Annotated in this window: 32 protein-coding genes and 1 tRNA gene; 20 read left to right on the top strand and 13 right to left on the bottom strand. The window is 57.4% G+C overall.

The genetic code is table 11. From position 1 onward, the window contains the following. From ACOYXH_RS07025 to ACOYXH_RS07015, 3 genes are all read right to left on the bottom strand, one after another. Nucleotides 1-855: a BRO-N domain-containing protein gene (locus ACOYXH_RS07025; protein WP_460410414.1), complete on the bottom strand. Its 855-nt coding sequence runs from the start codon at nt 853-855 to the stop codon at nt 1-3. Between the two features lie 65 nt (nt 856-920). Beyond that, entirely contained in the window at nt 921-1,535 is a 615-nt protein-coding gene (locus ACOYXH_RS07020) for a hypothetical protein (protein WP_460410413.1), read from the bottom strand. A 54-nt stretch (nt 1,536-1,589) separates the two neighbouring features. Then, a complete protein-coding gene (locus ACOYXH_RS07015; RefSeq protein ID WP_016773984.1) occupies nt 1,590-1,805 on the bottom strand; it encodes a YdaS family helix-turn-helix protein in 216 nt (71 codons plus the stop codon). Nucleotides 1,806-1,892: 87 nt separating this feature from the next. On the opposite strand from ACOYXH_RS07015, the gene ACOYXH_RS07010 reads away from it, so the two are divergent. From ACOYXH_RS07010 to ACOYXH_RS07000, 3 genes are read left to right on the top strand one after another with little or no spacing between them, the layout of a single operon-like run. Next, complete coding sequence (locus ACOYXH_RS07010; protein WP_460410412.1) at nt 1,893-2,624, top strand: XRE family transcriptional regulator; 732 nt, start codon at nt 1,893-1,895, stop codon at nt 2,622-2,624. Between the two features lie 38 nt (nt 2,625-2,662). Further along, nucleotides 2,663-2,980 (top strand): hypothetical protein, encoded by a 318-nt coding sequence (locus ACOYXH_RS07005; protein ID WP_197867922.1) that lies wholly within the window; start codon nt 2,663-2,665, stop codon nt 2,978-2,980. Further along, nucleotides 2,970-3,518: a hypothetical protein gene (locus tag ACOYXH_RS07000; RefSeq protein ID WP_460410411.1), complete on the top strand. Its 549-nt coding sequence runs from the start codon at nt 2,970-2,972 to the stop codon at nt 3,516-3,518. Before ACOYXH_RS07005 ends, ACOYXH_RS07000 begins: the two co-directional genes overlap by 11 nt. A gap of 47 nt (nt 3,519-3,565) precedes the next feature. On the opposite strand, the gene ACOYXH_RS06995 is transcribed toward ACOYXH_RS07000, so the two are convergent. Next, a complete protein-coding gene (locus tag ACOYXH_RS06995; protein WP_460410410.1) occupies nt 3,566-3,787 on the bottom strand; it encodes a hypothetical protein in 222 nt (73 codons plus the stop codon). 136 nt (nt 3,788-3,923) lie between these two features. Between ACOYXH_RS06995 and ACOYXH_RS06990 the strand changes: the two genes are divergently transcribed. From ACOYXH_RS06990 to ACOYXH_RS06980, 3 genes are all read left to right on the top strand, one after another. Further along, nucleotides 3,924-4,334 carry a superinfection immunity protein gene (locus ACOYXH_RS06990; RefSeq protein WP_460410409.1) on the top strand — a complete coding sequence of 137 codons (411 nt, stop codon included), beginning with the start codon at nt 3,924-3,926 and terminating at the stop codon, nt 4,332-4,334. Nucleotides 4,335-4,790: 456 nt separating this feature from the next. Then, nucleotides 4,791-5,333: a hypothetical protein gene (locus ACOYXH_RS06985; RefSeq protein ID WP_180698942.1), complete on the top strand. Its 543-nt coding sequence runs from the start codon at nt 4,791-4,793 to the stop codon at nt 5,331-5,333. Between the two features lie 59 nt (nt 5,334-5,392). After that, nucleotides 5,393-5,587 (top strand): hypothetical protein, encoded by a 195-nt coding sequence (locus ACOYXH_RS06980; protein ID WP_460410408.1) that lies wholly within the window; start codon nt 5,393-5,395, stop codon nt 5,585-5,587. A gap of 241 nt (nt 5,588-5,828) precedes the next feature. Here ACOYXH_RS06980 and ACOYXH_RS06975 read toward each other — a convergent pair whose 3' ends face one another. After that, nucleotides 5,829-6,179 (bottom strand): hypothetical protein, encoded by a 351-nt coding sequence (locus ACOYXH_RS06975; RefSeq protein ID WP_460410407.1) that lies wholly within the window; start codon nt 6,177-6,179, stop codon nt 5,829-5,831. 196 nt (nt 6,180-6,375) lie between these two features. On the opposite strand from ACOYXH_RS06975, the gene ACOYXH_RS06970 reads away from it, so the two are divergent. From ACOYXH_RS06970 to ACOYXH_RS06935, 8 genes are all read left to right on the top strand, one after another. After that, nucleotides 6,376-6,780: a hypothetical protein gene (locus ACOYXH_RS06970; protein WP_460410406.1), complete on the top strand. Its 405-nt coding sequence runs from the start codon at nt 6,376-6,378 to the stop codon at nt 6,778-6,780. After that, nucleotides 6,777-6,968 carry a hypothetical protein gene (locus ACOYXH_RS06965; protein ID WP_258717530.1) on the top strand — a complete coding sequence of 64 codons (192 nt, stop codon included), beginning with the start codon at nt 6,777-6,779 and terminating at the stop codon, nt 6,966-6,968. Before ACOYXH_RS06970 ends, ACOYXH_RS06965 begins: the two co-directional genes overlap by 4 nt. Next, nucleotides 6,965-7,159, top strand: coding sequence for a hypothetical protein (locus ACOYXH_RS06960; RefSeq protein ID WP_460410405.1), 195 nt, complete (start codon nt 6,965-6,967; stop codon nt 7,157-7,159). The genes ACOYXH_RS06965 and ACOYXH_RS06960 overlap by 4 nt, the downstream gene beginning before the upstream one ends. A gap of 156 nt (nt 7,160-7,315) precedes the next feature. Further along, a complete protein-coding gene (recT, locus tag ACOYXH_RS06955) occupies nt 7,316-8,203 on the top strand; it encodes a recombinase RecT (protein ID WP_460410404.1) in 888 nt (295 codons plus the stop codon). After that, nucleotides 8,200-9,828, top strand: a complete 1,629-nt coding sequence (locus ACOYXH_RS06950) for a YqaJ viral recombinase family protein (protein WP_460410403.1) — start codon at nt 8,200-8,202, stop codon at nt 9,826-9,828. The genes recT and ACOYXH_RS06950 overlap by 4 nt, the downstream gene beginning before the upstream one ends. Next, a complete protein-coding gene (locus tag ACOYXH_RS06945; protein ID WP_460410402.1) occupies nt 9,825-10,067 on the top strand; it encodes a hypothetical protein in 243 nt (80 codons plus the stop codon). Before ACOYXH_RS06950 ends, ACOYXH_RS06945 begins: the two co-directional genes overlap by 4 nt. Then, a complete protein-coding gene (locus tag ACOYXH_RS06940) occupies nt 10,064-10,528 on the top strand; it encodes a hypothetical protein (protein WP_460410401.1) in 465 nt (154 codons plus the stop codon). The genes ACOYXH_RS06945 and ACOYXH_RS06940 overlap by 4 nt, the downstream gene beginning before the upstream one ends. Nucleotides 10,529-10,603: 75 nt before the next feature. Beyond that, complete coding sequence (locus ACOYXH_RS06935) at nt 10,604-10,984, top strand: hypothetical protein (RefSeq protein WP_460410400.1); 381 nt, start codon at nt 10,604-10,606, stop codon at nt 10,982-10,984. Here ACOYXH_RS06935 and ACOYXH_RS06930 read toward each other — a convergent pair. Both ACOYXH_RS06930 and ACOYXH_RS06925 read right to left on the bottom strand, forming a co-directional pair. Then, nucleotides 10,981-11,280, bottom strand: a complete 300-nt coding sequence (locus ACOYXH_RS06930; RefSeq protein WP_460410399.1) for a hypothetical protein — start codon at nt 11,278-11,280, stop codon at nt 10,981-10,983. The two genes, ACOYXH_RS06935 and ACOYXH_RS06930, sit on opposite strands and share 4 nt — an antisense overlap. A 94-nt stretch (nt 11,281-11,374) precedes the next feature. Continuing rightward, nucleotides 11,375-12,016 (bottom strand): DUF4145 domain-containing protein, encoded by a 642-nt coding sequence (locus ACOYXH_RS06925; protein ID WP_460410398.1) that lies wholly within the window; start codon nt 12,014-12,016, stop codon nt 11,375-11,377. 170 nt (nt 12,017-12,186) lie between these two features. Here ACOYXH_RS06925 and ACOYXH_RS06920 point away from each other — a divergent pair, with 170 nt between their 5' ends. Continuing rightward, nucleotides 12,187-13,899 (top strand): DNA cytosine methyltransferase, encoded by a 1,713-nt coding sequence (locus ACOYXH_RS06920; RefSeq protein ID WP_460410397.1) that lies wholly within the window; start codon nt 12,187-12,189, stop codon nt 13,897-13,899. 36 nt (nt 13,900-13,935) lie between these two features. Here ACOYXH_RS06920 and ACOYXH_RS06915 read toward each other — a convergent pair whose 3' ends face one another. Together ACOYXH_RS06915 and ACOYXH_RS06910 are read right to left on the bottom strand one after the other, a co-directional pair. Further along, entirely contained in the window at nt 13,936-14,277 is a 342-nt protein-coding gene (locus tag ACOYXH_RS06915) for a hypothetical protein (RefSeq protein ID WP_460410396.1), read from the bottom strand. Beyond that, nucleotides 14,267-14,491 carry a hypothetical protein gene (locus ACOYXH_RS06910; protein WP_460410395.1) on the bottom strand — a complete coding sequence of 75 codons (225 nt, stop codon included), beginning with the start codon at nt 14,489-14,491 and terminating at the stop codon, nt 14,267-14,269. Before ACOYXH_RS06910 ends, ACOYXH_RS06915 begins: the two co-directional genes overlap by 11 nt. A 233-nt stretch (nt 14,492-14,724) precedes the next feature. On the opposite strand from ACOYXH_RS06910, the gene ACOYXH_RS06905 reads away from it, so the two are divergent. From ACOYXH_RS06905 to ACOYXH_RS06885, 5 genes are all read left to right on the top strand, one after another. Beyond that, nucleotides 14,725-15,219: a hypothetical protein gene (locus ACOYXH_RS06905; protein ID WP_460410394.1), complete on the top strand. Its 495-nt coding sequence runs from the start codon at nt 14,725-14,727 to the stop codon at nt 15,217-15,219. A 240-nt stretch (nt 15,220-15,459) separates the two neighbouring features. Further along, a complete protein-coding gene (locus tag ACOYXH_RS06900) occupies nt 15,460-15,777 on the top strand; it encodes a hypothetical protein (RefSeq protein WP_460410393.1) in 318 nt (105 codons plus the stop codon). A gap of 48 nt (nt 15,778-15,825) precedes the next feature. Beyond that, nucleotides 15,826-16,074, top strand: a complete 249-nt coding sequence (locus tag ACOYXH_RS06895; protein ID WP_460410392.1) for a hypothetical protein — start codon at nt 15,826-15,828, stop codon at nt 16,072-16,074. Nucleotides 16,075-16,119: 45 nt separating this feature from the next. Beyond that, complete coding sequence (locus tag ACOYXH_RS06890) at nt 16,120-16,332, top strand: hypothetical protein (protein WP_197869543.1); 213 nt, start codon at nt 16,120-16,122, stop codon at nt 16,330-16,332. Further along, entirely contained in the window at nt 16,332-17,444 is a 1,113-nt protein-coding gene (locus tag ACOYXH_RS06885) for a tyrosine-type recombinase/integrase (RefSeq protein WP_095047631.1), read from the top strand. Before ACOYXH_RS06890 ends, ACOYXH_RS06885 begins: the two co-directional genes overlap by 1 nt. An 89-nt stretch (nt 17,445-17,533) precedes the next feature. Here ACOYXH_RS06885 and ACOYXH_RS06880 read toward each other — a convergent pair. The 4 genes from ACOYXH_RS06880 to pheT all read right to left on the bottom strand — a co-directional run bounded on the left by ACOYXH_RS06880 (nt 17,534) and on the right by pheT (nt 20,720). Then, nucleotides 17,534-17,610, bottom strand: a tRNA-Pro gene (locus tag ACOYXH_RS06880). A gap of 88 nt (nt 17,611-17,698) precedes the next feature. Then, on the bottom strand, nt 17,699-18,055 hold the full coding sequence (locus ACOYXH_RS06875; RefSeq protein ID WP_003179985.1) for a MerR family transcriptional regulator: 357 nt from the start codon (nt 18,053-18,055) through the stop codon (nt 17,699-17,701). Beyond that, nucleotides 18,036-18,338, bottom strand: coding sequence for an integration host factor subunit alpha (ihfA, locus tag ACOYXH_RS06870; protein ID WP_002553164.1), 303 nt, complete (start codon nt 18,336-18,338; stop codon nt 18,036-18,038). The genes ACOYXH_RS06875 and ihfA overlap by 20 nt, the downstream gene beginning before the upstream one ends. 3 nt (nt 18,339-18,341) lie before the next feature. After that, nucleotides 18,342-20,720 (bottom strand): phenylalanine--tRNA ligase subunit beta, encoded by a 2,379-nt coding sequence (gene pheT / locus ACOYXH_RS06865; protein WP_460063858.1) that lies wholly within the window; start codon nt 20,718-20,720, stop codon nt 18,342-18,344. Nucleotides 20,721-20,742 lie beyond the last annotated feature (22 nt).

Genomic DNA, 20,742 nt, shown 5'->3' with positions numbered 1-20,742 from the left:
TCAGGCCTTCCCGACCAGTTTGGCCAGTTCAAGGAAGCGATCCACGTACCAGTGTGGCTGTGTCTCGCGTGGGCATTGAGGGCTGGTGAGGTTTTTGCCGAACTTCAAGCCCTTGTCGGTCACCGACCAGAATTCGACCATTTCCTGCTTGGAGTTCTTGCGCTGGAGCTGTTTGAGGAATCCCTTTGCAGCCAGGGCGCGGTTGAAGGCGGCAGCCGTGCTGGCGATGCCGTAATCCTTGATCAGCGCGGTGACGGCCTTGGTTGGCATGGAACTGCCACCAGTTGCATCTGGTGCCGCGTCTACGGCGTAGCCCGGGAGGAACTTGGCATCCAAGCCGTTGTTGGCGGCGATCTTAGCTAGCATCATCATCTTGCTGGAGTTCGCTGGTTTGAGCAGCCGGTCGAAGCATTCGAGGATTGCCAGCTCGCCGACGATCTTGGAGTTGTTTAGCACCGGTGTAGAGTAACTGCCGGTCTTGCGGATGCTCGGCAGCACCTGACCAACCACCCACTCTTCGAATTGCTCGGCGGCTGGAAGCTTCGACTTCATCACCAATCGATAAAGGTCGCGCTCGGGGATGATCTGCACCGCACGGACCTGACCTCCCATTTCGGTATGGCAGGTACTGACGGCCTTACAGTGGGCGTTGATGGCTTTCGAAGTGTTTGCGTAGCCCAGGGCTTCAGCGACATCTTTGGCGATAAACAAAGGCTCACCGCTTCCATCGTCGATCACGCGAACAAGTAGGCCGTGGAAGCTGAATTGGGTTGGAATGCGCGACACGTTTTCAGAATTCGAAAAACGTGTCGCGACACTGTTGGGGGTATTGCTTGAAGTAGGTTGGCTATGCATAATCGGCCTCATCAAGTGTTAATGAATTAGCCGGGGCGCAATCCCGGCTTTTTTGTGCCCGGGATTCAGGCAAGCTTCAAATTCGGTCGGTGTTTTGCGATCAGTGCCTCAGCCTTTCGGCCAAGCTCCCCTGCCCGCGCTTCTACCTGACGGCACTGCTCGGCGAACGCCGGCAGGTGCGGCAGGTCCTCTTCGCACATCACCTGGTCGTCAAAGACCTCGCTGCCGGTATCGATCACGTCGCCCAGTGCGCGGATCAGCGCACCGAAGCTTTTGTTGGCGCATTGGTCGCTCTGCATCTGGCGGGCGCCGATCAAGCCGTGGCGTCCGGCAAGTTCGTTGATACAGTTGTCGCGGAACTCTGGTTCCAGAGCGTTCACCCAAGACTCCTCAAGCCAAGACGGCATTTCCTGATCACCGGAGAGCCAGCGCTGTACGCGTTTCAGCCAGCGGCCGGTCGCTTTCACGAACTCGCTCACGTCACCGGTCAGTTCTGGCGAATTGAAATCTGGCACTTCCTTCTTCTTGGCGCGCTCAGGAATCGACAGGTGCAGCTCACGGCTCAGCGATTGCGCGAAATCGTCCTGGCTCAAGCTGGTTCGGGCGATCTGGTTTTGAGCGTGCGCGACCAGAACCTGATCACGGGTTTGCGCGGTGTGTCTTGGACTGGACGTTTCCATGGGGACTGCTCTCTTCTAATCTGGCTTCAACGGATTGGCGGACAGGGATGTCGCTTAGGCGGCCATCTCGGCCCAAGGAAACGACGGGCACAGGTTTTCTTTTTTGAAAGCACCTTCGGTCAGCGCCTCCGCTCGCTTGGCAATAACCGGAGACATGCCGTGCTTCCCCCGAACCCAGCCGGAAACGGTGCTTTGATCAACCTTGAGCTTTTCGGCGGTGGCCTCCTGGGTGCCGAAGTAGTCAACGAGGCCCTTGTAAATTGCGTTCATGATGCCCCTCCATACGGGAATACCCATATAGTAGGTTATGGGAATACCGATTTGCAAGGATATGGGAGCGCCCGTAATACTCCACGGATGGAATTCAAAGACCGACTCAAAACCGCCCGCCGCCACGCCAAGCTCAATCAGACTGAGTTAGCTGAGCGTGCCGGACTCACGCAGACCTCGATCTCCGATTTGGAGAGGGGAAAATCGAAGGCTACAGCCTTCGCAGCTCAGATCGCCTCTGTATGTGGCGTGTCCCCTATGTGGCTGGCTGAAGGTGTCGGCGACATGCTCAAGGGTGTACCTGATCATCAGGACGAACGCATCCAGCCCAGCGTGAAACTTGGCACCATCGAAACCTGGGATGACGAAACCCCACTCGATGACGATGAGGTCTACGTCCCCTTCCTACATGAAGTCGAGCTGGCGGCCGGATCTGGCAGATTTGCGATCGAGGAAAACGCCAACTCACGTCTGCGCTTCAACAAGAAGGATTTGCGCCACAACGGCGTTCAGTTCAGCAACGCGAAGTGTGTGAAGGTCGGCGGGAACAGCATGATGCCCGTGCTGCGCGATGGTGCCACCGTCGGCGTGAACGTAGGGAAAAACTCGCTGAGCGATATCGTTGACGGCGAAATGTACGCCATCAACCACAACGGGCAGTTGCGCGTGAAGCAGGTCTACCGGATCCCGATCGGGATTCGCCTGCGCAGCTTCAATCGTGACGAGCATCCTGACGAGGACTACACGTTCCAGCAGATCCAAGAGCAGCAGATTTCGATCTTGGGCCATGTGTTCTGGTGGGCGATGTATTCACGGTAACCGTTAAAATCTAGCGCCCAATTGGAGCAAGAATATTTATGTCAGAAGGAATTACCGCTAGCGAGCTACAGTTGGAGATCTACAGGCTAAAAACGAGCCAAGCCGATATCTTCACAGGCCTATCTAAAGCTATCGCGTCTCAGATGGCTGTGAATGTTGCAGTGACGCAACAGTTGAATGGCCATGGTCTGCTTCCCCCTGGTGATGATCGCAAAGAGTATTTCTCCGCTGTCCGCAAGGCTCTGGCCGATCTTGAGGCTCTGAACAATACTCTTTCGAATTACTTCACTGATGCAAAAAAAGACCTGGCGAATGAAAAATCAGCCCTCGACGAGAGGCTGAACGATGTCGAGTAGAGATGCATCAGAATCAGCTCAGCTGTTTTCATACCTCCTCGCACAAATGGGGGAGGTTCAAAAACTAAAGGTCAGCCTGACTGAAACACAATCGCAATCTTCCGTTCAAGACTCGCGCGAAAGACGGGTGTACACTGACTCTATGAACGAAATTAGCCGCGAAGAATTCAACGCCAAACTCGAGACCATTGAGGTTAAGATGGACGCTCGAGTGGAGGCCGTTTCAGCCAAAATCGAAGGATTTCTAGCTGCTCAGACAGAGCGTGATAAACGATTGGATGCAGCGTTAGCGCAGATTACAGCGAATCATTCTGAGACCAAAAGCAGCCTTAGCTCGATGAAGACAGCACTGGTAGTTACCGCTGTTTCCACTGTTTTAGCTATTGTTTTTGGTGTTGCTTCGTTTAATACAGCGCTTACTTCAAATATGATGGCTGCGTTTCAGGTCGGGATCGCCAAGTCCGAGGCGCCACAAGAAAAGGCGCCAACGACACGGCCCGCACCCAACACGCCTGCACAACCAAACACCGAAAAATGAAGAATGCCCGGCCCAGCGCCGGGCTTTTTCATGCCTGCCCTTCCCTCCTATGTACCGCCTTCCAGACCCTCGACAGAGTGCGCGTAAAAGGCTGTCGCCTCCTCCACCAACTCCCGCCAGTCATCACTATCGATTACGCCGGCGCGCTTATATTCGTCCGCCAGCTTCAGCAGTTCGTCGTATTGCTCCTCGGCGTCCATCCTAATCTCCGGCTCTTCGAGTAATTTCCGCCAACCAACCAGCTCCTGCTTTTTCCGATCGTCGTTCATGGTGAGTACCTGGTGGGTGTGCACCGGTAGAGTTCGCCCGTGGCGCTGCCGTTCGGTGGAGGCGACTGACGGTGTGGAAGATGGTGGCGCACCGCCATGAATGGTAAAATCTCAGCTCAATTGATGGAGGGATCCAATGAAGATCGTAGGCCTGATTCTGCTCGGGATCGTTTGCCTGGTCAGTTACCTGATCGGAAGCGGCACCAACGGCTTAGCAATGGTCGCAAGCATCGTTTTCTTTCCGAGCGCGATCGCGCTGTACTTCTACCCGACAATCTGCGCTGTCGGCGAGCACCCCAAGGCCACTCCGATTTTCGCGCTAAATCTCCTCGCCGGCTGGACCTTTATCGGATGGGTTGCGGCTTTCATCTGGGCACTCAACAAGCCCGCCATCCACCCTGCACGCCCGGTCGATACGACAACTTACGCCGAGGATCTTGCTGCCGCTGCCGCGAACAAGGATTGCCCGTTCTGCGCGGAAACCATTAAGGCCGCTGCCAAGAAATGCCGGTACTGCGGTTCTGACTTGGAACAGCAGGTAGTGTAGATAGCGTGATCGTCATCTGAAGCCCGCCAAGCGCGGGCTTTTTTGCGACCAGAAATATGGGGGAATCACATTTTATGGGAATACCCATTGACACTAAATATGGGAGTGCCTATATTTCACCCATCGCAGCGACACACTGCCACTGCGAAGGGCCTCAACAAACCCGCCGCTCTTTAACAACCAGCGCCATGAACGACTACCCGGCCAGTCCGGTTAGGTCACTCCCGGCTCCATCGGTGGGAGGTCAGTAAACCGATGAACAAAACCGCACTTGCCTCTACCGGCGACCGGCGATCCGACAGGCCCGAAAGCCTGCCAACGCGCAGCCCACTGCGACGGCGGACGAGGTGTTGACCGAACTGAGTGAATGACCTGGTAAGCGGGTGCGGAGAAAGACCAAAGATTTACTGATGCCGCTTCGATGAGGCGGCATTGGAAATCAACGGGAGTCACAAAATGCTCAACATCAACGAAGCTGAACTGAAGAAATCCATCGTGTCGAACGTCGCCGATCAGTTGCTGCGAGAGGATGAAGACCTCTCCGAGATGGTGGCGAAAGAGGTGAAAAAGCGCATCGACAAAATCTTCGATGAGCGCGTTACCTCGCAGATCCAGATGGCGATCGACGAAACAATCAATGGCTCGTTCGAGCGTGAATATCGCCGCGTGAATCAGTGGGGCGATCAGGAGGGGCCATCTACCACGCTGCGCAAGGAACTGGAAAAAACGGTAACCGCCTACTGGAACGGCAAGGTAAACCCCGGGGATGGCAAGCCAGCATCTAGCGATTACAACTCAGTCACCCGGGCTCAGTGGCTTATGACCAAGATCTGCGCCGAAGACTTCAGCAAGCAAATGCAGCAAAGCGTGGCGAACGTAACCGGCGCCCTGAAAGACGGCTTGCGGAATCAGCTTGCCAATCAAATGGACCACATGCTGAACGACCTTTTCAAAATCAAAAGCCTGCAAGACCAGGGCAAGGTTGAAAAGCCGTACTGAGCGATTTCACTGGCTGGCCTTGGCGACAGGGCCAGACGGGAAATCAACCGGAGACGGATATGGAAAACAACGACCTAAAGGACGCTGAGCAAACTTTGCAGCGACTCGCCACCGCCTTAAATAAAGCGGTCCGGGAGTATGCGAACCACGGGATGACGGTAGAGATGGATATCGTGAGCAGTTCGATAATCGGATGTGTTTCGGTGCCTTCGGTTTTGCTGAATTGCAGCATCGCCATCCGCAACCTCGACTGAACAACCAGCGCCACGACAGCCTGTCGTTAACTGCCCGATCCTCTCTGTGAGAGCGCATCGGGGTGTGATCTGAGGCTAAGTCTCGGGCAGCGGATGTGCCAACCGGTCGCCTTCAGGGCTACCCCTTCCGCCGAATGCCGGTTGAGCCCCGGCCAGATCACACCCCTATGCGGAAAGACCGCGGCCTGTACCGCCGACATGCATCAGGCATGGCTCACATCAAAGTGAGCAAGCGAGGCAATTACTTAGCAGTAATCAACCCACCACAGAGGCTTTCCAGAAAATCCTGGCCGCCTTTGGAATTGAAAAATTCCGTCGACTGCTTCACTTCCATTTCGTACCGAGGATTTGTAGCAACATCACGGATGTGTTTCGCCATCTCGTCAGTCATGCCCTCTTTCTGCTCCGTCAGGAATTTTTCTAAGGTGATACCTGCTTCTGGATGTTTTTTTGCGCAAGCCTGGGTGGATGCTACAGCCATAACCGCAGTGTTGTGGTCTGCGACAACGTCTGTGGCAGCCGGAGCTGGAACAGCATAAGCGAGGGCAATCACCGCGATGGCTGCAGCACTGCGAACTTTACTTAGAAACATTCAGATCTCCCGATCTCAATTATTTGGCATTAATGCCAAAACGTATCGGCCAAGCTCGCTGGTTCCTTTAGCAATTTAGCCGCGCACCTCCGACGCCACCCGAATGCACTCCCCTCCGCGCCCAACGGCAACCAGCGGAGCGGATGAGTGCATCCGAGTTTTGTTGGATCAACACCCCGTCACTCTGGAGACGACCATGTCAGCTCTACGCAAGCCCATCCCGGAAGACGACTTTCTCGACACGGAGGCAGGTCAGGAATGGCTGACCGAGTCGGTCGACGATCTGCTTTATCGGCGACACGTCGAGGCGCCAAATCCGGTAGGTCGAAACAAAGTCCTGGTCAACGCCGACCACTTACCGGAGGCGCTGGCGGATCACATGGCCGCAAACCCTGATCCTGATCGGTACATCGAGAAGATTTTGATCGAGCTGATCTGTCACGGGGATGGCGGTGTACTGCACAAGTGGGCCGTTGAGGCAGTCGGAGGCGATCCGCTGGTTGTTCCAAGGCTGGCCGGCGACCTGGTTGCGGTGCATGCCAACGAGTACCGAGATGCCAAGCGCGAAAGCGATCGCGTAGAGCGGGAGTGCGGGTTTTGAGCCCGCACATCTTGATCGACCAAGCCCTTGATGGAGTGTCGGCGCCCGCCGGCGAAGAAGATATCAGCCTGTTGGTACAGGGGCTGATCACCCGCCTCTTCACCGATGGCGCGATTACCACCGACGAGTTCAACCACTACTGCAAACGCCTGCGTGACACCTGTCAGCGGCGCAAGGAGGAAGCATGAGTACGGCACCTGTTAAATCGCTCATCGACGAACAGCTCGAAGACATCGAACACAAGATCGCCCTCCTCGGCTTCGGCCTTCCCTTCAACGAGTTGATCGGCCGCAAGCGCGAGGAACTGGTCGCAAATCTCCCGCAGCGTCTGGCGCCATCCATGAAAGGCAAACGAATTGCGGTAAGGGTTCGGCCGTGACCGGTCGCCAGCTTGCCCGCCGCACTCTGATTCGGCGCGCATCATTCTCTGCCATCGGCGTTTTCACCTTCTTGATGCTGCTCAGCGCCCTCGCCGATCGCATCACTCAATAGACAAAGCATTCAATCGCTGCGCACCGCGCGGCAAGGAACACTCATGTCCGCTCAAAGCGTTGCGCCGGTGGCGCACGAACGAAATCTTCACGTCCTGCCGCACGCGGCAACCAGCACCAGCGCCCTCGTACTGGACGGCGACAGCCTAGACAAAATGATGCGCCTGGCCGAAGTCATGGCCACCGGCCGCGCCACGCTGCCGAAGCACTTCAACGGCAACCCCGCGGATTGCCTGGCAGTCGTCATGCAGTCGATGCAGTGGAAGATGAACCCATTCGCCGTGGCGCAGAAAACGCACCTGGTGAACGGCGTATTGGGATACGAGGCACAGCTAGTGAACGCCGTGATCACCACCTGCGCACCGGTGCTGGATCGCCTGCACTACGAGTGGTACGGCGCCTGGGAAAAGGTGATCGGCAAATTCACCATCAAGAACGGAGACAAAGGCGAATACCGCGTCCCAGGGTGGAAGCTCGAGGATGAGCAAGGGCTTGGCGTGAAGGTCTGGGCGACCTTCCGTGGCGAAGACGAGCCGCGCGTCCTTGAGTTGCTTCTGGCCCAGGCTCGCACCCGGAACAGCACGCTCTGGGCGGATGATCCTCGCCAGCAGTTGGCGTACCTCGCCACCAAGCGCTGGTCGCGTCTGTACTGCCCGGACGTGATCCTCGGCGTTTACAGCCCCGACGAGTTGGAAGAAACATCGCCAACCATTCGCGATGTATCGCCGACGCGCGGAGCGGCCGCTGCTGAGCTCCCGCCCTACCCCGACGAAAAGCTCGCAGAGAACCTGCCGAAGTGGCAGATCGCGGTCGACGCAGGCCGCTCTGCTCCCGATCACCTGATCGCAACCATCAGCAGCAAATTCACCCTGAGCGAAGAGCAGATCGCCAAGATCAAAGCGCTCGCGCCAATTGAAGGAGACCAAGTATGAAAATCCACAATGTCGCTCAGGGTTCCGAAGCCTGGCATGCGCTCCGCGCCAATTACTTCACCGCGTCAGAAGCGCCGGCAATGATGGGCGCCTCGAAGCAGATGAAGCGCACCGAACTGCTGCACGCCAAAAAGACCGGCCTCGATCGAGACGTATCGTGGTGGGTGCAGAAAAACCTGTTCGACAAGGGGCACGAAGCGGAGGCGCTCGCTCGACCGATCCTCGAGGCGCGAATCGGAGAAGATTTGTTTCCCGTGGTCGGCACCGAGGGTGATCTACTCGCATCGCTCGATGGCTGCACGATCCTTGGCGATGTGCTTTTCGAACACAAGATGTGGAATGAGCAGCTCGCTGCTGACGTTCGCGCAGGCATCCTCGATCCGCACTACTACTGGCAGCTTGAACAGCAGCTGTTAGTGAGCGGCGCCGAGAAAGTGATCTTAGTGTGCTCCGACGGCACCGAAGAAAACTTCGTTTCGATGGAATACGTGCCGGTGACGGGCCGCGCCGCAACGCTCGTCGCGGGTTGGAAACAGTTCCAGGCTGACCTGCTGGACTTCACTCCGGCCGAGGTGGTGCCGGAAGCCGTCGGCAAAACGCCGGAGTCATTGCCAGCACTGCGCATCGAAGTGACCGGCATGGTTACCGCCAGCAACCTGGAGCAGTTCAAAGCACACTCGCTGGCGGTGTTCGGCTCTATCAACACCGAACTGGAAACTGATCAGCACTTCGCCGACGCAGAGAAAGCGGTCAAGTGGTGCGGTGATGTTGAGGAGCGGCTTGAGGCTGCGAAGCAGCACGCCCTGAGCCAAACCGAGAGCATCGACGCGCTGTTCCGCACCATTGACGAGATCAGTGCCGAAGCCCGTGCGAAGCGCCTGATGCTCGACAAGCTGGTGAAGGCTCGTAAGTTGAGCATTCGCAAAGATATTGTCATGACCGCAGCCAAGGCGCTTCAGACGCACATCGACCAGATCAACACTTCACTGGGCGGTAAAGCCCGCATGCCGGCAGTGCCTGCGGATTTCGCCGGGGCCATCAAAGGCAAGAAGACGATCAGCAGCCTGCGCGACTCTGCCGACTCCGAGCTGGCCCGGGCAAAGATTGCCGCCAGCCAGGTCGGCGACAGCATCCGGACCAACTTGGCCAGCTTGGACGAGCTCGCAGCCGACTACCTGTTTCTGTTCAACGACGTGCAGCAACTGGTGATGAAGGCGAACGACGACCTGGTCGCGCTGATCAAGGTGCGGGTCTCGGAGCACCAGAAGGCGGAGGAGCAGAAAGCCGAAGCGCAGCGTGAGCAGATCCGTCAGGAGGAGCTGAAGCGAATTGAGGACGAGGCGAAAGCCAACGCACCGGTTGAGTCTGCACCAGTCGCCAGCCCGGCACCGGTGAAAGCCGCCGCGCTGGTTCAGTCTGCGTCGAAGCCAGCGACCACAGCCGCGGTGCCGGCGAGCCTGCAGGCCGAAGTGTTCGATCTGGAAGAGCTGATCAAAGCAGTTGCCTACGGCCAGGCGCCTATCTCGGTGCTGACCGTCAGCTGGGAAAACCTCGACGCACTGGTCGCCGAACAAGGCGCCAAGTTCAGCATGGCCGGTGTGAGGCTGGTCAAGGTGGCCGCATGATCAGCCTCAATCTCAACGCGGTTCGGGCAAAACAAACTGAGTCGGAACAGATCGCGGCGGCGATGGCCGACTTCTGGACGCGGCCCGGCGGCACCTTCAAAGAGTTGCCGCCGGCTCGCATGAGGCCAAGGCCTGCGCGGCGTGACTGGGTAGACCCTAAAACAGTCCTCAAGCGGCGCCCGAAACCGATATCAGTCGCTGACCGCAGGGCTCTGCGCAAAATGGCGGACGCGATATGAAGTCAAAACGCAAACCCAACAACGGTTTCGCCCGGGCTGAACGCAGTTGCCGGGCGCTGCTGCGCACCAACCACGTCGCGGTGGTGAACATCGACCCCAGCGGTAGCCAGATCATGGCGAACTGGAAGAGCTGCAAGCAGATCCGAAGTCTGGCGATCGCCAACGCGATTTTCGACTTTTCATACCGCTGGACGATCTACATCGGCGCCATGTGTCGAGACGAGCGCGGCGCCGAGTACATCAAGTCGGTGGAGATCTCGCCCGAGGGCATCTACAAGGTCGAGCGTTTGACCGATGCCATCGAGCATTACTACCTGGAACTGCGCAACAGCGCGAACCCAGCCCATCTGGTCGCATCAGGATGGATCGCCATTCCGGACGAGGTTTCGATGGATGAAGCCGAAGCCGCGAAGCTGTTCTACGCCGCTGGCGCCTGGCATCAGGTGAAGGTAGCTGCGTGAGACGTTTTCGCACCCAACAACGCAAACGACAGACCTGGCTGGACTTGCCGGCCAGCGGAATAGAAGAGGTAGGCCATGGCCGAAGAACAGCAGCTCCCGACGCAAGAGCCGCAGCCGACAGCGGAAGCCATCAAGCAGCGCAAGAAGCGCGAGAAGGCCGCAGCGAAGGACGCTGCATTGGGCGTCGAGAAGTTTACGGTTGAGGTGGCCGGGGTGTTCAGGCCTGACCTGAAGAAGGTCATGAAGGACCACGGCATCAACAACCAGCAGGAGGTTTACCAGCTGCTGCTGATGAATCTGATCGCCGCCGATTTCGAAGAACAATCCCGCATGCTTCGCTGTGTCACGACACCTTTTGTCATCACGGAAAAGGTGTCGCGACTTATCGAAGCGGCCGGGATGAAGTCGCTAGCTGACGATCCGCCAGAGCCTGACGACGAAATCATCGAGCCTTAGCGATCAGCCTCAAGCGTAAGAATAATCGTCTCTGGCTCACCTTCCTGAGTAAGCCCCGGCAATTGCGAAACAACGTGGCCATGCATGCTGCTGCCGATTGACAGAGAGGCTTCGAACTCACCCTGTGCGCGAACCTCTCCTGTGTGACCGTAAGTGCCTTCCCGAAGAGTGACCTTGTAAACATTGAGTTCATCGGTGTCTTCCAAGTAAAGATCCTCAGTGCTTTTCTCACGGTCATAGGTCGCGAGACTTGAGCCAGAGCTGATTGTCAGGCGCTCGATCTTAATTTTTCCCACATGTTTCTCCTTGATCCGGCTCCATGCCGGGCCGAACACAAATACACTAACCACAATAAAGTTGCACTAACAAATTACTCACGAGGTAAACGAATCACTCTGTAGCTGTTGGCGCCTTTGGTGGCGCCAGAATATTTTGCGCATTAACTTCCAAGTTTTTGAAGGTGGTTTTGACCTTGGCAGGAATAATATACGCACCAACTAATATATGCTCAACCACTTCAAGCGCTAAAATCAATTGACTTTGGGAGTGAGCCTCCGACTCATGAGCTGCTCTATTCCCTAAGACACGAACTTTTTGAAGCGTTTCGACACCTTCCTTTGTAACAAGAGACTTAACGTGCAAATCGTCGATTTTCTTATAGAGATCCCTTCCTGCCGCCTTAACTTCCGTACAAATTGCTTCAAGTAACGCGCGAATCGCAATACCAGCAATAATTAGAAGCTCGCCTTCTACTGCGGATCGAGCCTCTGAGTAAATCTGACTGATGCGATTAGGCAGCAACCAGTACTCCTCAATTCTCGAGCCGGCAGTTCTACCAGGATAATACTTGACTGCCGGAGGGTTATACATCAACCCTTCATCGTCATGCTCGTAATCTTCAGAGTTCGTACTGGAAACTCGAAACGAAACATCTTCACAACCCAGACATTGAACTATCTGCTTCTCTATTCGCCAGTCATACATATTATGACCATGTTCCTCACTACCTCTTTCTATATAGTTACTTATCATCTTATGGTTCGTTTCGCGATAGCATATTCGACAAGGAAACTGGGATACAGATTTATCTTCCAACAGCTCGTACGTGACCGATCTTATTCCCATAAATAGCCCAACTTTAATTCAGATTTAGACATACATACCCTAATTCTACAAATCACGCCAGCCGGCGAGGATCCCCTATGGAAATCACTTACGGCTCGGTCTGCTCCGGCATCGAGGCGGCAACGCTTGCATGGAAGCCGCTCGGCATGCGGGCGACCTGGTTCGCCGAGATCGAAGCGTTCCCCAGCGCGGTGCTGGCCCACCACTACCCGTACACGCCGAACCTCGGCGACATGACCAAACTCGGCGCACAGGTGCTGGCCGGCAAAATCGCCGCGCCGGACGTCCTCGTCGGCGGAACACCGTGCCAAGCCTTCTCGGTCGCCGGGATGCGCGAAGGCCTCACAGACCCGCGCGGCGCCCTCACCATCAAATACGTGGAGCTTGCAGATGCAGTTGACTATGTTCGCGCCGGCCAGCGAAAGCCCGCCTGCGTTATCGTCTGGGAAAACGTCCCCGGCGTCCTCAGCGACAAAGGCAACGCCTTCGGATGCTTTCTTGGCGCGCTTGCTGGGGAAGACTGCGAACTGCAGCCTTCAGGGAAGAAGTGGCCGGACGCTGGTTGTGTGTATGGACCCAAAAGAACAATCGCGTGGCGGATCCTGGACGCCCAATATTTCGGCCTGGCCCAACGACGCCGCCGTGTGTTCGTTGTCGCAAGTGCTCGAGACGGATTCGATCCCACCGAGGTACTTTTTGAGCGAGAAGGCGTGCGCCGGGATACTGCGCCGCGCCGAGGCGAGGGGCAAGACGTTACCGGATCAGCTCCTTTCGGCCCTGCGCTCCAGTGCGGATGCGGATACACCTTCGACGAGTCATTAGGGCAGTACGGTTGCCCGAATTGCGAGGGTGACGAAGGCCCGGCGGTTGGAGTGTTTTGCGGTGTGCCAGCCTTCGGCGGTCACAGCCTTAGCGGATCGGTTGAACGGTCTGCAACGCTCACCGCGAAGGACACCCGGCTCGACATGGAAAGCGAGACGTTCTTTATCGCGCCAACTCTCGCCGGCGGCGCGCGCAAGTCCGGAGGTTACTCGCTCGACGATATCCCTATCACCGCACCAGCACTGCGCGCCCAAGCGCAAAGCAGCCACCGCGCAGACTCCGAGGCGTTCATCGTGGCTGGCACTCTCAATTCCAACGGCAAGGCGGCCGGCAGCGCAACTCAGCAAGACGCAGAATCCGGGCTGCTGGTTGTGCATGGCACGCAAGACCCGGATGTGCGCTTCGAGCAGGCCCATACCTTGGGCCGTAACAACGGGATGGAAAACGCCGTGCTCGCCTTCTCCTGCAAGGATCACGGCGCCGACGCTGGCGATGTCACTCCCACGCTGCGCGCAATGAACCACTCCGGAAGCCATGCAAACGCCGGCGGCCAGCTCGCAGTGTGCATCACTGGTGACATCACGCACACGCTAAAGGCTGACGGTTTCGACGGGAGCGAGGACGGTACCGGGCGCGGCCAACCGATTGTGGCCGCATTCGCCGAGAACTCCCGAGCCGAGCTGCGCTATGAAGGTGGCGACGGCAGTATCACCGGCGCGCTCGGATGCGGTGGTGGCAAGGCTGGTCAGGGGATGCCTTCGGCTCAAGTCGGCGCCTCGGTTCGGCGCCTGATCCCGCGCGAGTGCGAACGCCTCCAGGGAATGACTGACGACTACACGCTGATCCCTTGGCGCGGCAAGCCCGCCAGCGAATGCCCGGACGGCCCGCGCTACAAGGCGATCGGCAACAGCAAGGCCGTGCCGTGCGTGCGCTGGATCGGCCGGCGTCTTCTACAACAACTAAAGTGACTTAGCGCGCAGAGCTATAGACAGCCGGGTTTTGCGTTAACTCGGTGCGGACTGCGTGCTACGCACGCCTGCGTCGTCACGAAGTTTGACGAATACTCCGTACATTGTTGTGATAGATACCCACATCACCGCCGCCACGCCAAACCAAATTGTAACTCTTTGATCTGCAAGCACCCCGAGATCGCTAGCCTTTGAAACCGCAACTTGGAGGCCGAGATTTGCCGTGGTCGCAAATCCAGCCCACGACATACCCAAAATGACGGCTTGTTGAAGATCTGGCTTTACGTTGCGCCGCCAGGCTGCGATTACATAAATGATCACAAATACTCCAACGCCAAGTCCCGAAACAAGCGTTACGCCATCCAACTCAATCTCCATCGGCCACGTCCTTAGTAGCTTTCAAAGCAAAGTACGCACCCAAAGCGGCTCCAAGGAGAGCCCCGCCTACGCCGGGGAAAATCATGTTCCCCAATGCTGCCCCGCCAAGGGTCGTGGCGAACTTTGCGACGTCTCCTGGAGAATCAGGCGCTTTCGACTTGTTCTGCTCGGACGAGTGCAATGTCTCGTCAGATGTTGATTGTTTATCAACCATAAATTTCCTTGTTTGGTTTACTGCCCAATCGGCAGGCGAGATAAGTATAAGAGGCAAACCTACTGGCACATAGTAGCAGCGTTGTATTGGAGCATTCTGGTTCCATCTCAGACCCAAAAAAATTTGAGCGGCCAGCCGCTCGATCGCCGACCAATATCACATCCGTACTCCACCCGCAAAACCTGTAACCCCTCCCCCTTCAAAGTCAGCCGCTATAGCGGCAAGGAACCCCTATGCTCGATACAAACATTCACCACTCACTGAACACGCTCACTGCAAGCCAGATGGCCAAGCTGCTGGTGATGCATCACGGAATCGATGCTTTCGGCTACAAGTACGACAGCCTGCGCGATGCACCGAATAGCCCCGTTACGCTTGAAGATTTGGCGTCCATGTCCGGCGAGGATCTGGATCAGCTTTACGATGAGAGCTCGCACGATGACGCGGTAAACGAGGTGCGTTACAGCGCAGTGGACGCCCCCGGAGTTCCGTCTTGGTGCCACTACAGTTGGGAGCGAAACTACGAGGTCGATGTGAAGGCCTTCATCCTGCCCGATGGTCGCGCTCTCGCCTTTTGTGAGATGAGCGGCGGCGGCAAGCACGGCGAGCCCGACGCCTACCCTTGGGTTGAAGAGGCCAAATTCATCAAGATCACTGACGTCGAAGAGCGGGTCGTCAAGACTTACAAGTTCGAGGAAATTCCAGAAGTCTCAGAGGTGACGCCATGATCTTCGCCCCGCTCTACATGGCCTACCTCATCTACAAGGGGCCGTGGCGATGAGCCGCATGGAAGAAGCGCTAATGAGGAAGCCTGGCTACACACCATATTGCGGCGACGACGTTTGCATGGTCTGGGCGAGAACTCGATGGAATGGCGAACAGTTTCAGTGCCAATGCGGCTGGATCAGTTCGTACCCTCCCGAGTTCATCGCTCAATACAAGGCGCGCTGGCATCCCGGGCCCAAGCCATGAGCCGCATGGTCAGCGTCCGCACCGAGGAACTGACCGGCCCGGCGCTGGACTGGGCAATCAACGCGATCGAGGGTGATCAACAACCCGGCACCGGTCAGATGGATCTCTTCGCCCTGCCCGACGCCGAGCAAATGATCATGAAGTACGGCGTCTGGGTCGACGCTGGCCACCGTTACCCGTGGCTGGCCGACGCCACCAACGATCCATTCAACCGCCAGCCCGGCGAAACCCGAACCATCGCAGTGTTCCGCGCCGTGGTCTTTGTCAAGCACGGCGGCACCGTGAAAGTCCCCGCCGAACTGTTCCAGCAATAACCCCAACCACTCAACAGCCTGCCGGTGTACGGCGGGCGAGGAATTCGCATGCCCGAATTAACTTACGACCAGAAGCTGGTGGATTACGCGACGGCGCCAAAAGCATCGGCCGGCACCATCTGCCAGATCGAGAACGGCGACTTCGTCAAACACTGGTGCGGGAAGCTGCGCGGAAAATTCATCCAGGTCGGCTCCACTTGGAAAGCAGCCACCAAACAGCAAGCAATCGAAAAAGCTCGGGAGTTCCGCGAGCAGTGCCGGACAGAAGCAAAAGCGAAAGGCTTGTTGCCGGCGTAACCCATCACCACCTTCTGCCGCCACGCGCGGCATGGAGCATCACCAATGAAAAAAGAGCTGATCAAGATCAGTGAATTCCAGCGCCGGCGCTGGGGTGAGAACGGTACACCACCCTGCCCCCAAGCGATCCGCAACTACATCCGCAACGGCCAGGTGCCCGGCGAGCAGATCGGCAAACTCTGGTACGTTGATTGGACCGCGTTCAGCAAGTCGGCCGGAAACGACCTGGTCGCGATGGTATTGAAAGGAGCTGCATGATGGTCCCACGGCCGCGCAACAAGGCGAACAAGAGCCTTCCGCAGAACCTGTACTTCGATTCGCGGCGCTCGACCTATCGCTACCGCCGGCCTACCGACGGTAAGTGGTTCCAGTTCGGCTCGGACCGAATCAAAGCGATCGATGCGGCGAAGCAGCTGAATCTGGAGTTCATGCGCGGCGCCGACCTGATTGGCGCAGTGATGGGCAGCACTTCCGAGTCATTCGCCGGCTTCCTGGACGCATACGAACGCGACGTGCTGCCGCCGCGCGAACTGGCGAAAGGAACCTTGGGCCTATATGCCGTTCACTTCCGACGTTTCCGGAAGCAGTTCGAAGGTAAAGCGGTCGACCAGATCACGATTCGCATGATTGCGGAGATGCTGGACGCCCTCACGCCGCGCACTGCCAACCAGTGCCGCGCCCTGCTGATCGACATCTTCAACCACGCAGCGGCTAAGGGCCTGTGCCCGGACAACCCAGCGGGCAGCACCATCAACCGGATCGAGAAGAAGCAGCGCAAGCGACATACCGTTGAAGGCCTGAAATCCATCCGAGAGAAGTCTCCGCCGTGGCTGCAGAACGCAATCGACCTGGCGCTGATCACTGCGCAGCGTCGAACCGACATCCTCAACATGCGATTCGATGGTGTTCGGGAAGGCTGTTTGTATGTGGTACAGCAAAAGACGGCCAAGGCCAGTGATGCGGCGTGGATCCGGTTCAAAGTGACCGACGAGCTCCAGGCAGTGATCAGCCGGTGCCGGGATGACATCGTCTCGCCTTACCTGATCCACCGCAGACCTGATCGCAAGAAGCAGAAACAGGCACTGACGAAGGAACACTGGACAAAGGTCGAAGAACGATATTTGACCGGAGCCTTTAAAAAGGCTCGGGAGGCGGCGGGTTGCTATAAGGGATGGAAAGAAGAGGAAATGCCGGGCTTCCATGAAGTGCGGGCGCTGTCGTTGCACCTGTATCAGAAAGCCGGAAAGGACGGGCAGAAAATCGCCGGACATGCCAGTGAGAGCATGACCAAAAACTACCAGAAGGATCACGCCGAAATCGTCTGGTCCGAAGCAATTCCAGACCTCAATATCAGCGAATTCACAGGGTAGTTTTGCGCAAGTTTTGCGCGGGTTTTGCGCAGGCACAAAAAAGCCGATCCATCTGATCGGCTTAAGTGTCTGATTTTAATCAGGAATTATGGTCGGGACGGAGTGATTCGAACACTCGACCCCTAGCACCCCATGCTAGTGCGCTACCGGACTGCGCTACGCCCCGACTGGTTTTGCAACTGTTCTTCACCTCGAAGAACGCTCAAGAATATAGCGCAAGCGTTTGAAAACTGGAAGTATTCAAACGCTGCTTTTTATTTCTTGAGAACCACCAGCACATCTTCCAATTCGGCAATCATCTGCCGAATCATCTGCTTGTATTGGGTCGTGTCGTCTTTGGCTTCATCGCCGGACAAGCGCAAGCGTGCGCCGCCGATGGTGAAACCCTGATCGTAAAGGAGCGCGCGGATCTGCCGGATCATCAGCACGTCCTGGCGCTGATAATACCGGCGGTTTCCGCGGCGTTTGACGGGGTTGAGTTGAGGAAACTCCTGCTCCCAGTAGCGCAGCACGTGTGGCTTTACGGCACACAGCTCGCTGACTTCACCAATGGTGAAGTAGCGTTTGCCCGGGATGACGGGTAGTTCGTCGTTATGACTTGGTTCCAGCATAAGCCTCAACTCGGGCCTTCAACTTCTGCCCTGGACGAAAGGTGACCACACGGCGAGCCGTGATCGGGATTTCTTCCCCCGTTTTCGGGTTGCGGCCAGGCCGCTGGCGTTTGTCCCGAAGGTCGAAATTGCCGAAACCGGACAATTTGACCTGCTCGTTGTCTTCAAGAGCGTGCCTGATCTCCTCGAAAAACAGTTCGACCAATTCCTTGGCTTCCCGCTTGTTCAGGCCCAGCTCTTCATACAGACGTTCCGCCATCTCAGCTTTCGTCAAAGCCCCCATACGTCACTTCCTTAACGTGGCGTTCAACCTTTGTTCGAGCGAGGTGAGGATATTTTGCGTCGTCGAATTCACCTCATCGTCATTAAGAGTGCGCGATGGATGCTGCCAGGTCAAGCCAACTGCAAGGCTTTTTCTATCAGGATCAATGCCTTTACCCTGATACACGTCAAACAGCCTGAGATCCGTGAGCCATTCGCCTGCATTTTCACGGATTACGTCCAGTACGGCCGCGGACGCGACGTCTTTGTGCGCAATCAGTGCAAGGTCACGACGCACTTCAGGAAAGCGCGACAACTCGTGGAATTTCGGCATTTTACCGAGTGCCACTTCAGCCAGAACCAGCTCGAAAACGAAGACCGGACGGTCCAGACCCAAGGCTTTCGACAATTCCGGGTGAATGGCGCCGATGAAACCGACTTCACGCCCTTCGCGCTCAATGCGCGCGGTTTGACCAGGGTGCAACGCAGGGTGTTTGCCCGGAGCGAAGGTGAACGAATCCAGTGCACCGGCGAAGCCCAGCACCGCTTCCACGTCAGCCTTGACGTCGAAGAAATCAACCGTGTCGCGACCTTGCGCCCAACCTTCCGGCAGGCGGCTACCGCAAACCACGCCGGACAGCATCGGCTCTTGCTTCAGGCCTTCGAGCTGACCGACGAAGCGCAGACCGCTTTCGAACAGACGCACGCGATCTTGCTGACGGTTGAGGTTGTGCTGCAGCGCTTTGACCAGACCTGGCCACAACGAAGAGCGCATTGCCGCCATGTCATTGGAGATCGGATTGGCCAGCAACAACGGCTCGACGCCCGGGTTGAACAGTTCGAACTGACGCGGATCGATGAAGCTGTAAGTGATCGCTTCCTGATAACCACGCGCCACCAGCAGACGGCGCAGCTCCGGCAGATCGCTGCGCGCTTCAGCCTTGGCTTGCGGTGCCAGGCGTGCTTGCGGGTAACGAACCGGCAGAAGGTTGTAGCCGTACAGGCGGGCCAGCTCTTCGATCAGATCGACTTCCAGGCTGATGTCGAAGCGATGGCTTGGCACTTCTACGCGCCACTGACCTTCACCGTCGGCAGTAATGCCAAGACCCAGACCGCCGAGCAAACGCTCGACCTGCGCGGAATCCATTTCCATACCGAGCATCTGGGTGATGCGCTGGGAACGCAGAGTGATCGGCGCGATCGACGGCAGATGCTGCTCGCTGACGGTCTCGATGATCGGGCCGGCTTCGCCGCCAGTAATGTCCAGCAGCAGGCCAGTGGCGCGCTCCATGGCTTCACGGGCCAGTTGCCAGTCAACGCCACGCTCGTAGCGGTGCGACGCATCGGTGTGCAGGCCGTAGGAACGAGCCTTGCCCGCCACAGCGATCTGGTCGAAGAACGCACTTTCCAGGAATACATCGCGAGTGGTCGCGGAGACACCACTGTGCTCACCACCCATCACACCGGCAATCGCCAGCGCGCGGGTGTGGTCGGCAATCACCAGCGTATCGCTACGCAGGCTGACTTCCTGACCGTCGAGCAGTACCAGCTTCTCGCCCTCCTCCGCCATGCGCACACGGATGCCGCCATTGATTTCGGCGAGATCGAAAGCGTGCAATGGCTGACCCAGTTCGAGCATCACGTAGTTGGTGATGTCGACGGCAGCGTCGATGCTGCGCACGTCAGCGCGACGCAGACGCTCCACCATCCACAGCGGCGTCGGCTTGGACAGGTCAACGTTACGGATAACGCGGCCCAGGTAACGTGGGCACGCGGCAGGCGCCAGCACTTCTACCGAACGCACTTCATCGTGCACGGCAGGAATGGTCATGACCACTGGACGGGTCACTGGTGCGTCGTACAGCGCGCCAACTTCACGGGCCAGACCGGCTAGGGACAGGCAGTCGCCGCGGTTCGGGGTCAGGTCGACCTCGATGCTGGCGTCTTCCAGATCCAGGTACACACGGAAGTCTTCGCCCACCGGTGCATCGACCGGCAGCTCCATCAGACCGTCGTTGCCTTCACCGATCTGCAGCTCGGCTTGCGAGCACAGCATGCCGTTCGACTCGACGCCGCGCAGCTTGGCCTTCTTGATCTTGAAGTCGCCCGGCAGCTCAGCGCCGATCATGGCGAACGGAATCTTCAGGCCCGGACGCACGTTTGGCGCACCGCACACGACCTGGAAAGTTTCCGCGCCATTGCTGACCTGGCACACACGCAGCTTGTCGGCATCAGGGTGTTGCTCGGTGCTCAGCACCTCGCCCACCACCACACCACTGAAAACACCGGCGGCCGGGGTCACGCTATCGACCTCAAGGCCCGCCATCGACAGACGAGCAACCAGCTCATCGCGATCTACCTGCGGGCTAACCCAGCCACGCAGCCATTGTTCACTGAATTTCATCCTGCTCTCCTAAGAATTCGTT

The sequence above is a fragment of the Pseudomonas sp. Mb7 genome (assembly GCF_054790525.1).
Note: the sequence above shows the minus strand (reverse complement) of the source record. Positions and strands in the feature narration are given on the sequence as shown.

What these genes read in the sequence shown, in the direction of transcription:
- ACOYXH_RS07025 (WP_460410414.1), bottom strand. Translation starts at nt 855, where the DNA reads ATGCATAGCCAACCTACTTCAAGCAATACCCCCAACAGTGTCGCGACA.
- ACOYXH_RS07020 (WP_460410413.1), bottom strand. Translation starts at nt 1,535, where the DNA reads ATGGAAACGTCCAGTCCAAGACACACCGCGCAAACCCGTGATCAGGTT.
- ACOYXH_RS07015 (WP_016773984.1), bottom strand. Translation starts at nt 1,805, where the DNA reads ATGAACGCAATTTACAAGGGCCTCGTTGACTACTTCGGCACCCAGGAG.
- ACOYXH_RS07010 (WP_460410412.1), top strand. Translation starts at nt 1,893, where the DNA reads ATGGAATTCAAAGACCGACTCAAAACCGCCCGCCGCCACGCCAAGCTC.
- ACOYXH_RS07005 (WP_197867922.1), top strand. Translation starts at nt 2,663, where the DNA reads ATGTCAGAAGGAATTACCGCTAGCGAGCTACAGTTGGAGATCTACAGG.
- ACOYXH_RS07000 (WP_460410411.1), top strand. Translation starts at nt 2,970, where the DNA reads ATGTCGAGTAGAGATGCATCAGAATCAGCTCAGCTGTTTTCATACCTC.
- ACOYXH_RS06995 (WP_460410410.1), bottom strand. Translation starts at nt 3,787, where the DNA reads ATGAACGACGATCGGAAAAAGCAGGAGCTGGTTGGTTGGCGGAAATTA.
- ACOYXH_RS06990 (WP_460410409.1), top strand. Translation starts at nt 3,924, where the DNA reads ATGAAGATCGTAGGCCTGATTCTGCTCGGGATCGTTTGCCTGGTCAGT.
- ACOYXH_RS06985 (WP_180698942.1), top strand. Translation starts at nt 4,791, where the DNA reads ATGCTCAACATCAACGAAGCTGAACTGAAGAAATCCATCGTGTCGAAC.
- ACOYXH_RS06980 (WP_460410408.1), top strand. Translation starts at nt 5,393, where the DNA reads ATGGAAAACAACGACCTAAAGGACGCTGAGCAAACTTTGCAGCGACTC.
- ACOYXH_RS06975 (WP_460410407.1), bottom strand. Translation starts at nt 6,179, where the DNA reads ATGTTTCTAAGTAAAGTTCGCAGTGCTGCAGCCATCGCGGTGATTGCC.
- ACOYXH_RS06970 (WP_460410406.1), top strand. Translation starts at nt 6,376, where the DNA reads ATGTCAGCTCTACGCAAGCCCATCCCGGAAGACGACTTTCTCGACACG.
- ACOYXH_RS06960 (WP_460410405.1), top strand. Translation starts at nt 6,965, where the DNA reads ATGAGTACGGCACCTGTTAAATCGCTCATCGACGAACAGCTCGAAGAC.
- recT (WP_460410404.1), top strand. Translation starts at nt 7,316, where the DNA reads ATGTCCGCTCAAAGCGTTGCGCCGGTGGCGCACGAACGAAATCTTCAC.
- ACOYXH_RS06950 (WP_460410403.1), top strand. Translation starts at nt 8,200, where the DNA reads ATGAAAATCCACAATGTCGCTCAGGGTTCCGAAGCCTGGCATGCGCTC.
- ACOYXH_RS06945 (WP_460410402.1), top strand. Translation starts at nt 9,825, where the DNA reads ATGATCAGCCTCAATCTCAACGCGGTTCGGGCAAAACAAACTGAGTCG.
- ACOYXH_RS06940 (WP_460410401.1), top strand. Translation starts at nt 10,064, where the DNA reads ATGAAGTCAAAACGCAAACCCAACAACGGTTTCGCCCGGGCTGAACGC.
- ACOYXH_RS06935 (WP_460410400.1), top strand. Translation starts at nt 10,604, where the DNA reads ATGGCCGAAGAACAGCAGCTCCCGACGCAAGAGCCGCAGCCGACAGCG.
- ACOYXH_RS06925 (WP_460410398.1), bottom strand. Translation starts at nt 12,016, where the DNA reads ATGATAAGTAACTATATAGAAAGAGGTAGTGAGGAACATGGTCATAAT.
- ACOYXH_RS06920 (WP_460410397.1), top strand. Translation starts at nt 12,187, where the DNA reads ATGGAAATCACTTACGGCTCGGTCTGCTCCGGCATCGAGGCGGCAACG.
- ACOYXH_RS06915 (WP_460410396.1), bottom strand. Translation starts at nt 14,277, where the DNA reads ATGGAGATTGAGTTGGATGGCGTAACGCTTGTTTCGGGACTTGGCGTT.
- ACOYXH_RS06910 (WP_460410395.1), bottom strand. Translation starts at nt 14,491, where the DNA reads ATGGTTGATAAACAATCAACATCTGACGAGACATTGCACTCGTCCGAG.
- ACOYXH_RS06905 (WP_460410394.1), top strand. Translation starts at nt 14,725, where the DNA reads ATGCTCGATACAAACATTCACCACTCACTGAACACGCTCACTGCAAGC.
- ACOYXH_RS06900 (WP_460410393.1), top strand. Translation starts at nt 15,460, where the DNA reads ATGAGCCGCATGGTCAGCGTCCGCACCGAGGAACTGACCGGCCCGGCG.
- ACOYXH_RS06895 (WP_460410392.1), top strand. Translation starts at nt 15,826, where the DNA reads ATGCCCGAATTAACTTACGACCAGAAGCTGGTGGATTACGCGACGGCG.
- ACOYXH_RS06890 (WP_197869543.1), top strand. Translation starts at nt 16,120, where the DNA reads ATGAAAAAAGAGCTGATCAAGATCAGTGAATTCCAGCGCCGGCGCTGG.
- ACOYXH_RS06885 (WP_095047631.1), top strand. Translation starts at nt 16,332, where the DNA reads ATGGTCCCACGGCCGCGCAACAAGGCGAACAAGAGCCTTCCGCAGAAC.
- ACOYXH_RS06875 (WP_003179985.1), bottom strand. Translation starts at nt 18,055, where the DNA reads ATGCTGGAACCAAGTCATAACGACGAACTACCCGTCATCCCGGGCAAA.
- ihfA (WP_002553164.1), bottom strand. Translation starts at nt 18,338, where the DNA reads ATGGGGGCTTTGACGAAAGCTGAGATGGCGGAACGTCTGTATGAAGAG.
- pheT (WP_460063858.1), bottom strand. Translation starts at nt 20,720, where the DNA reads ATGAAATTCAGTGAACAATGGCTGCGTGGCTGGGTTAGCCCGCAGGTA.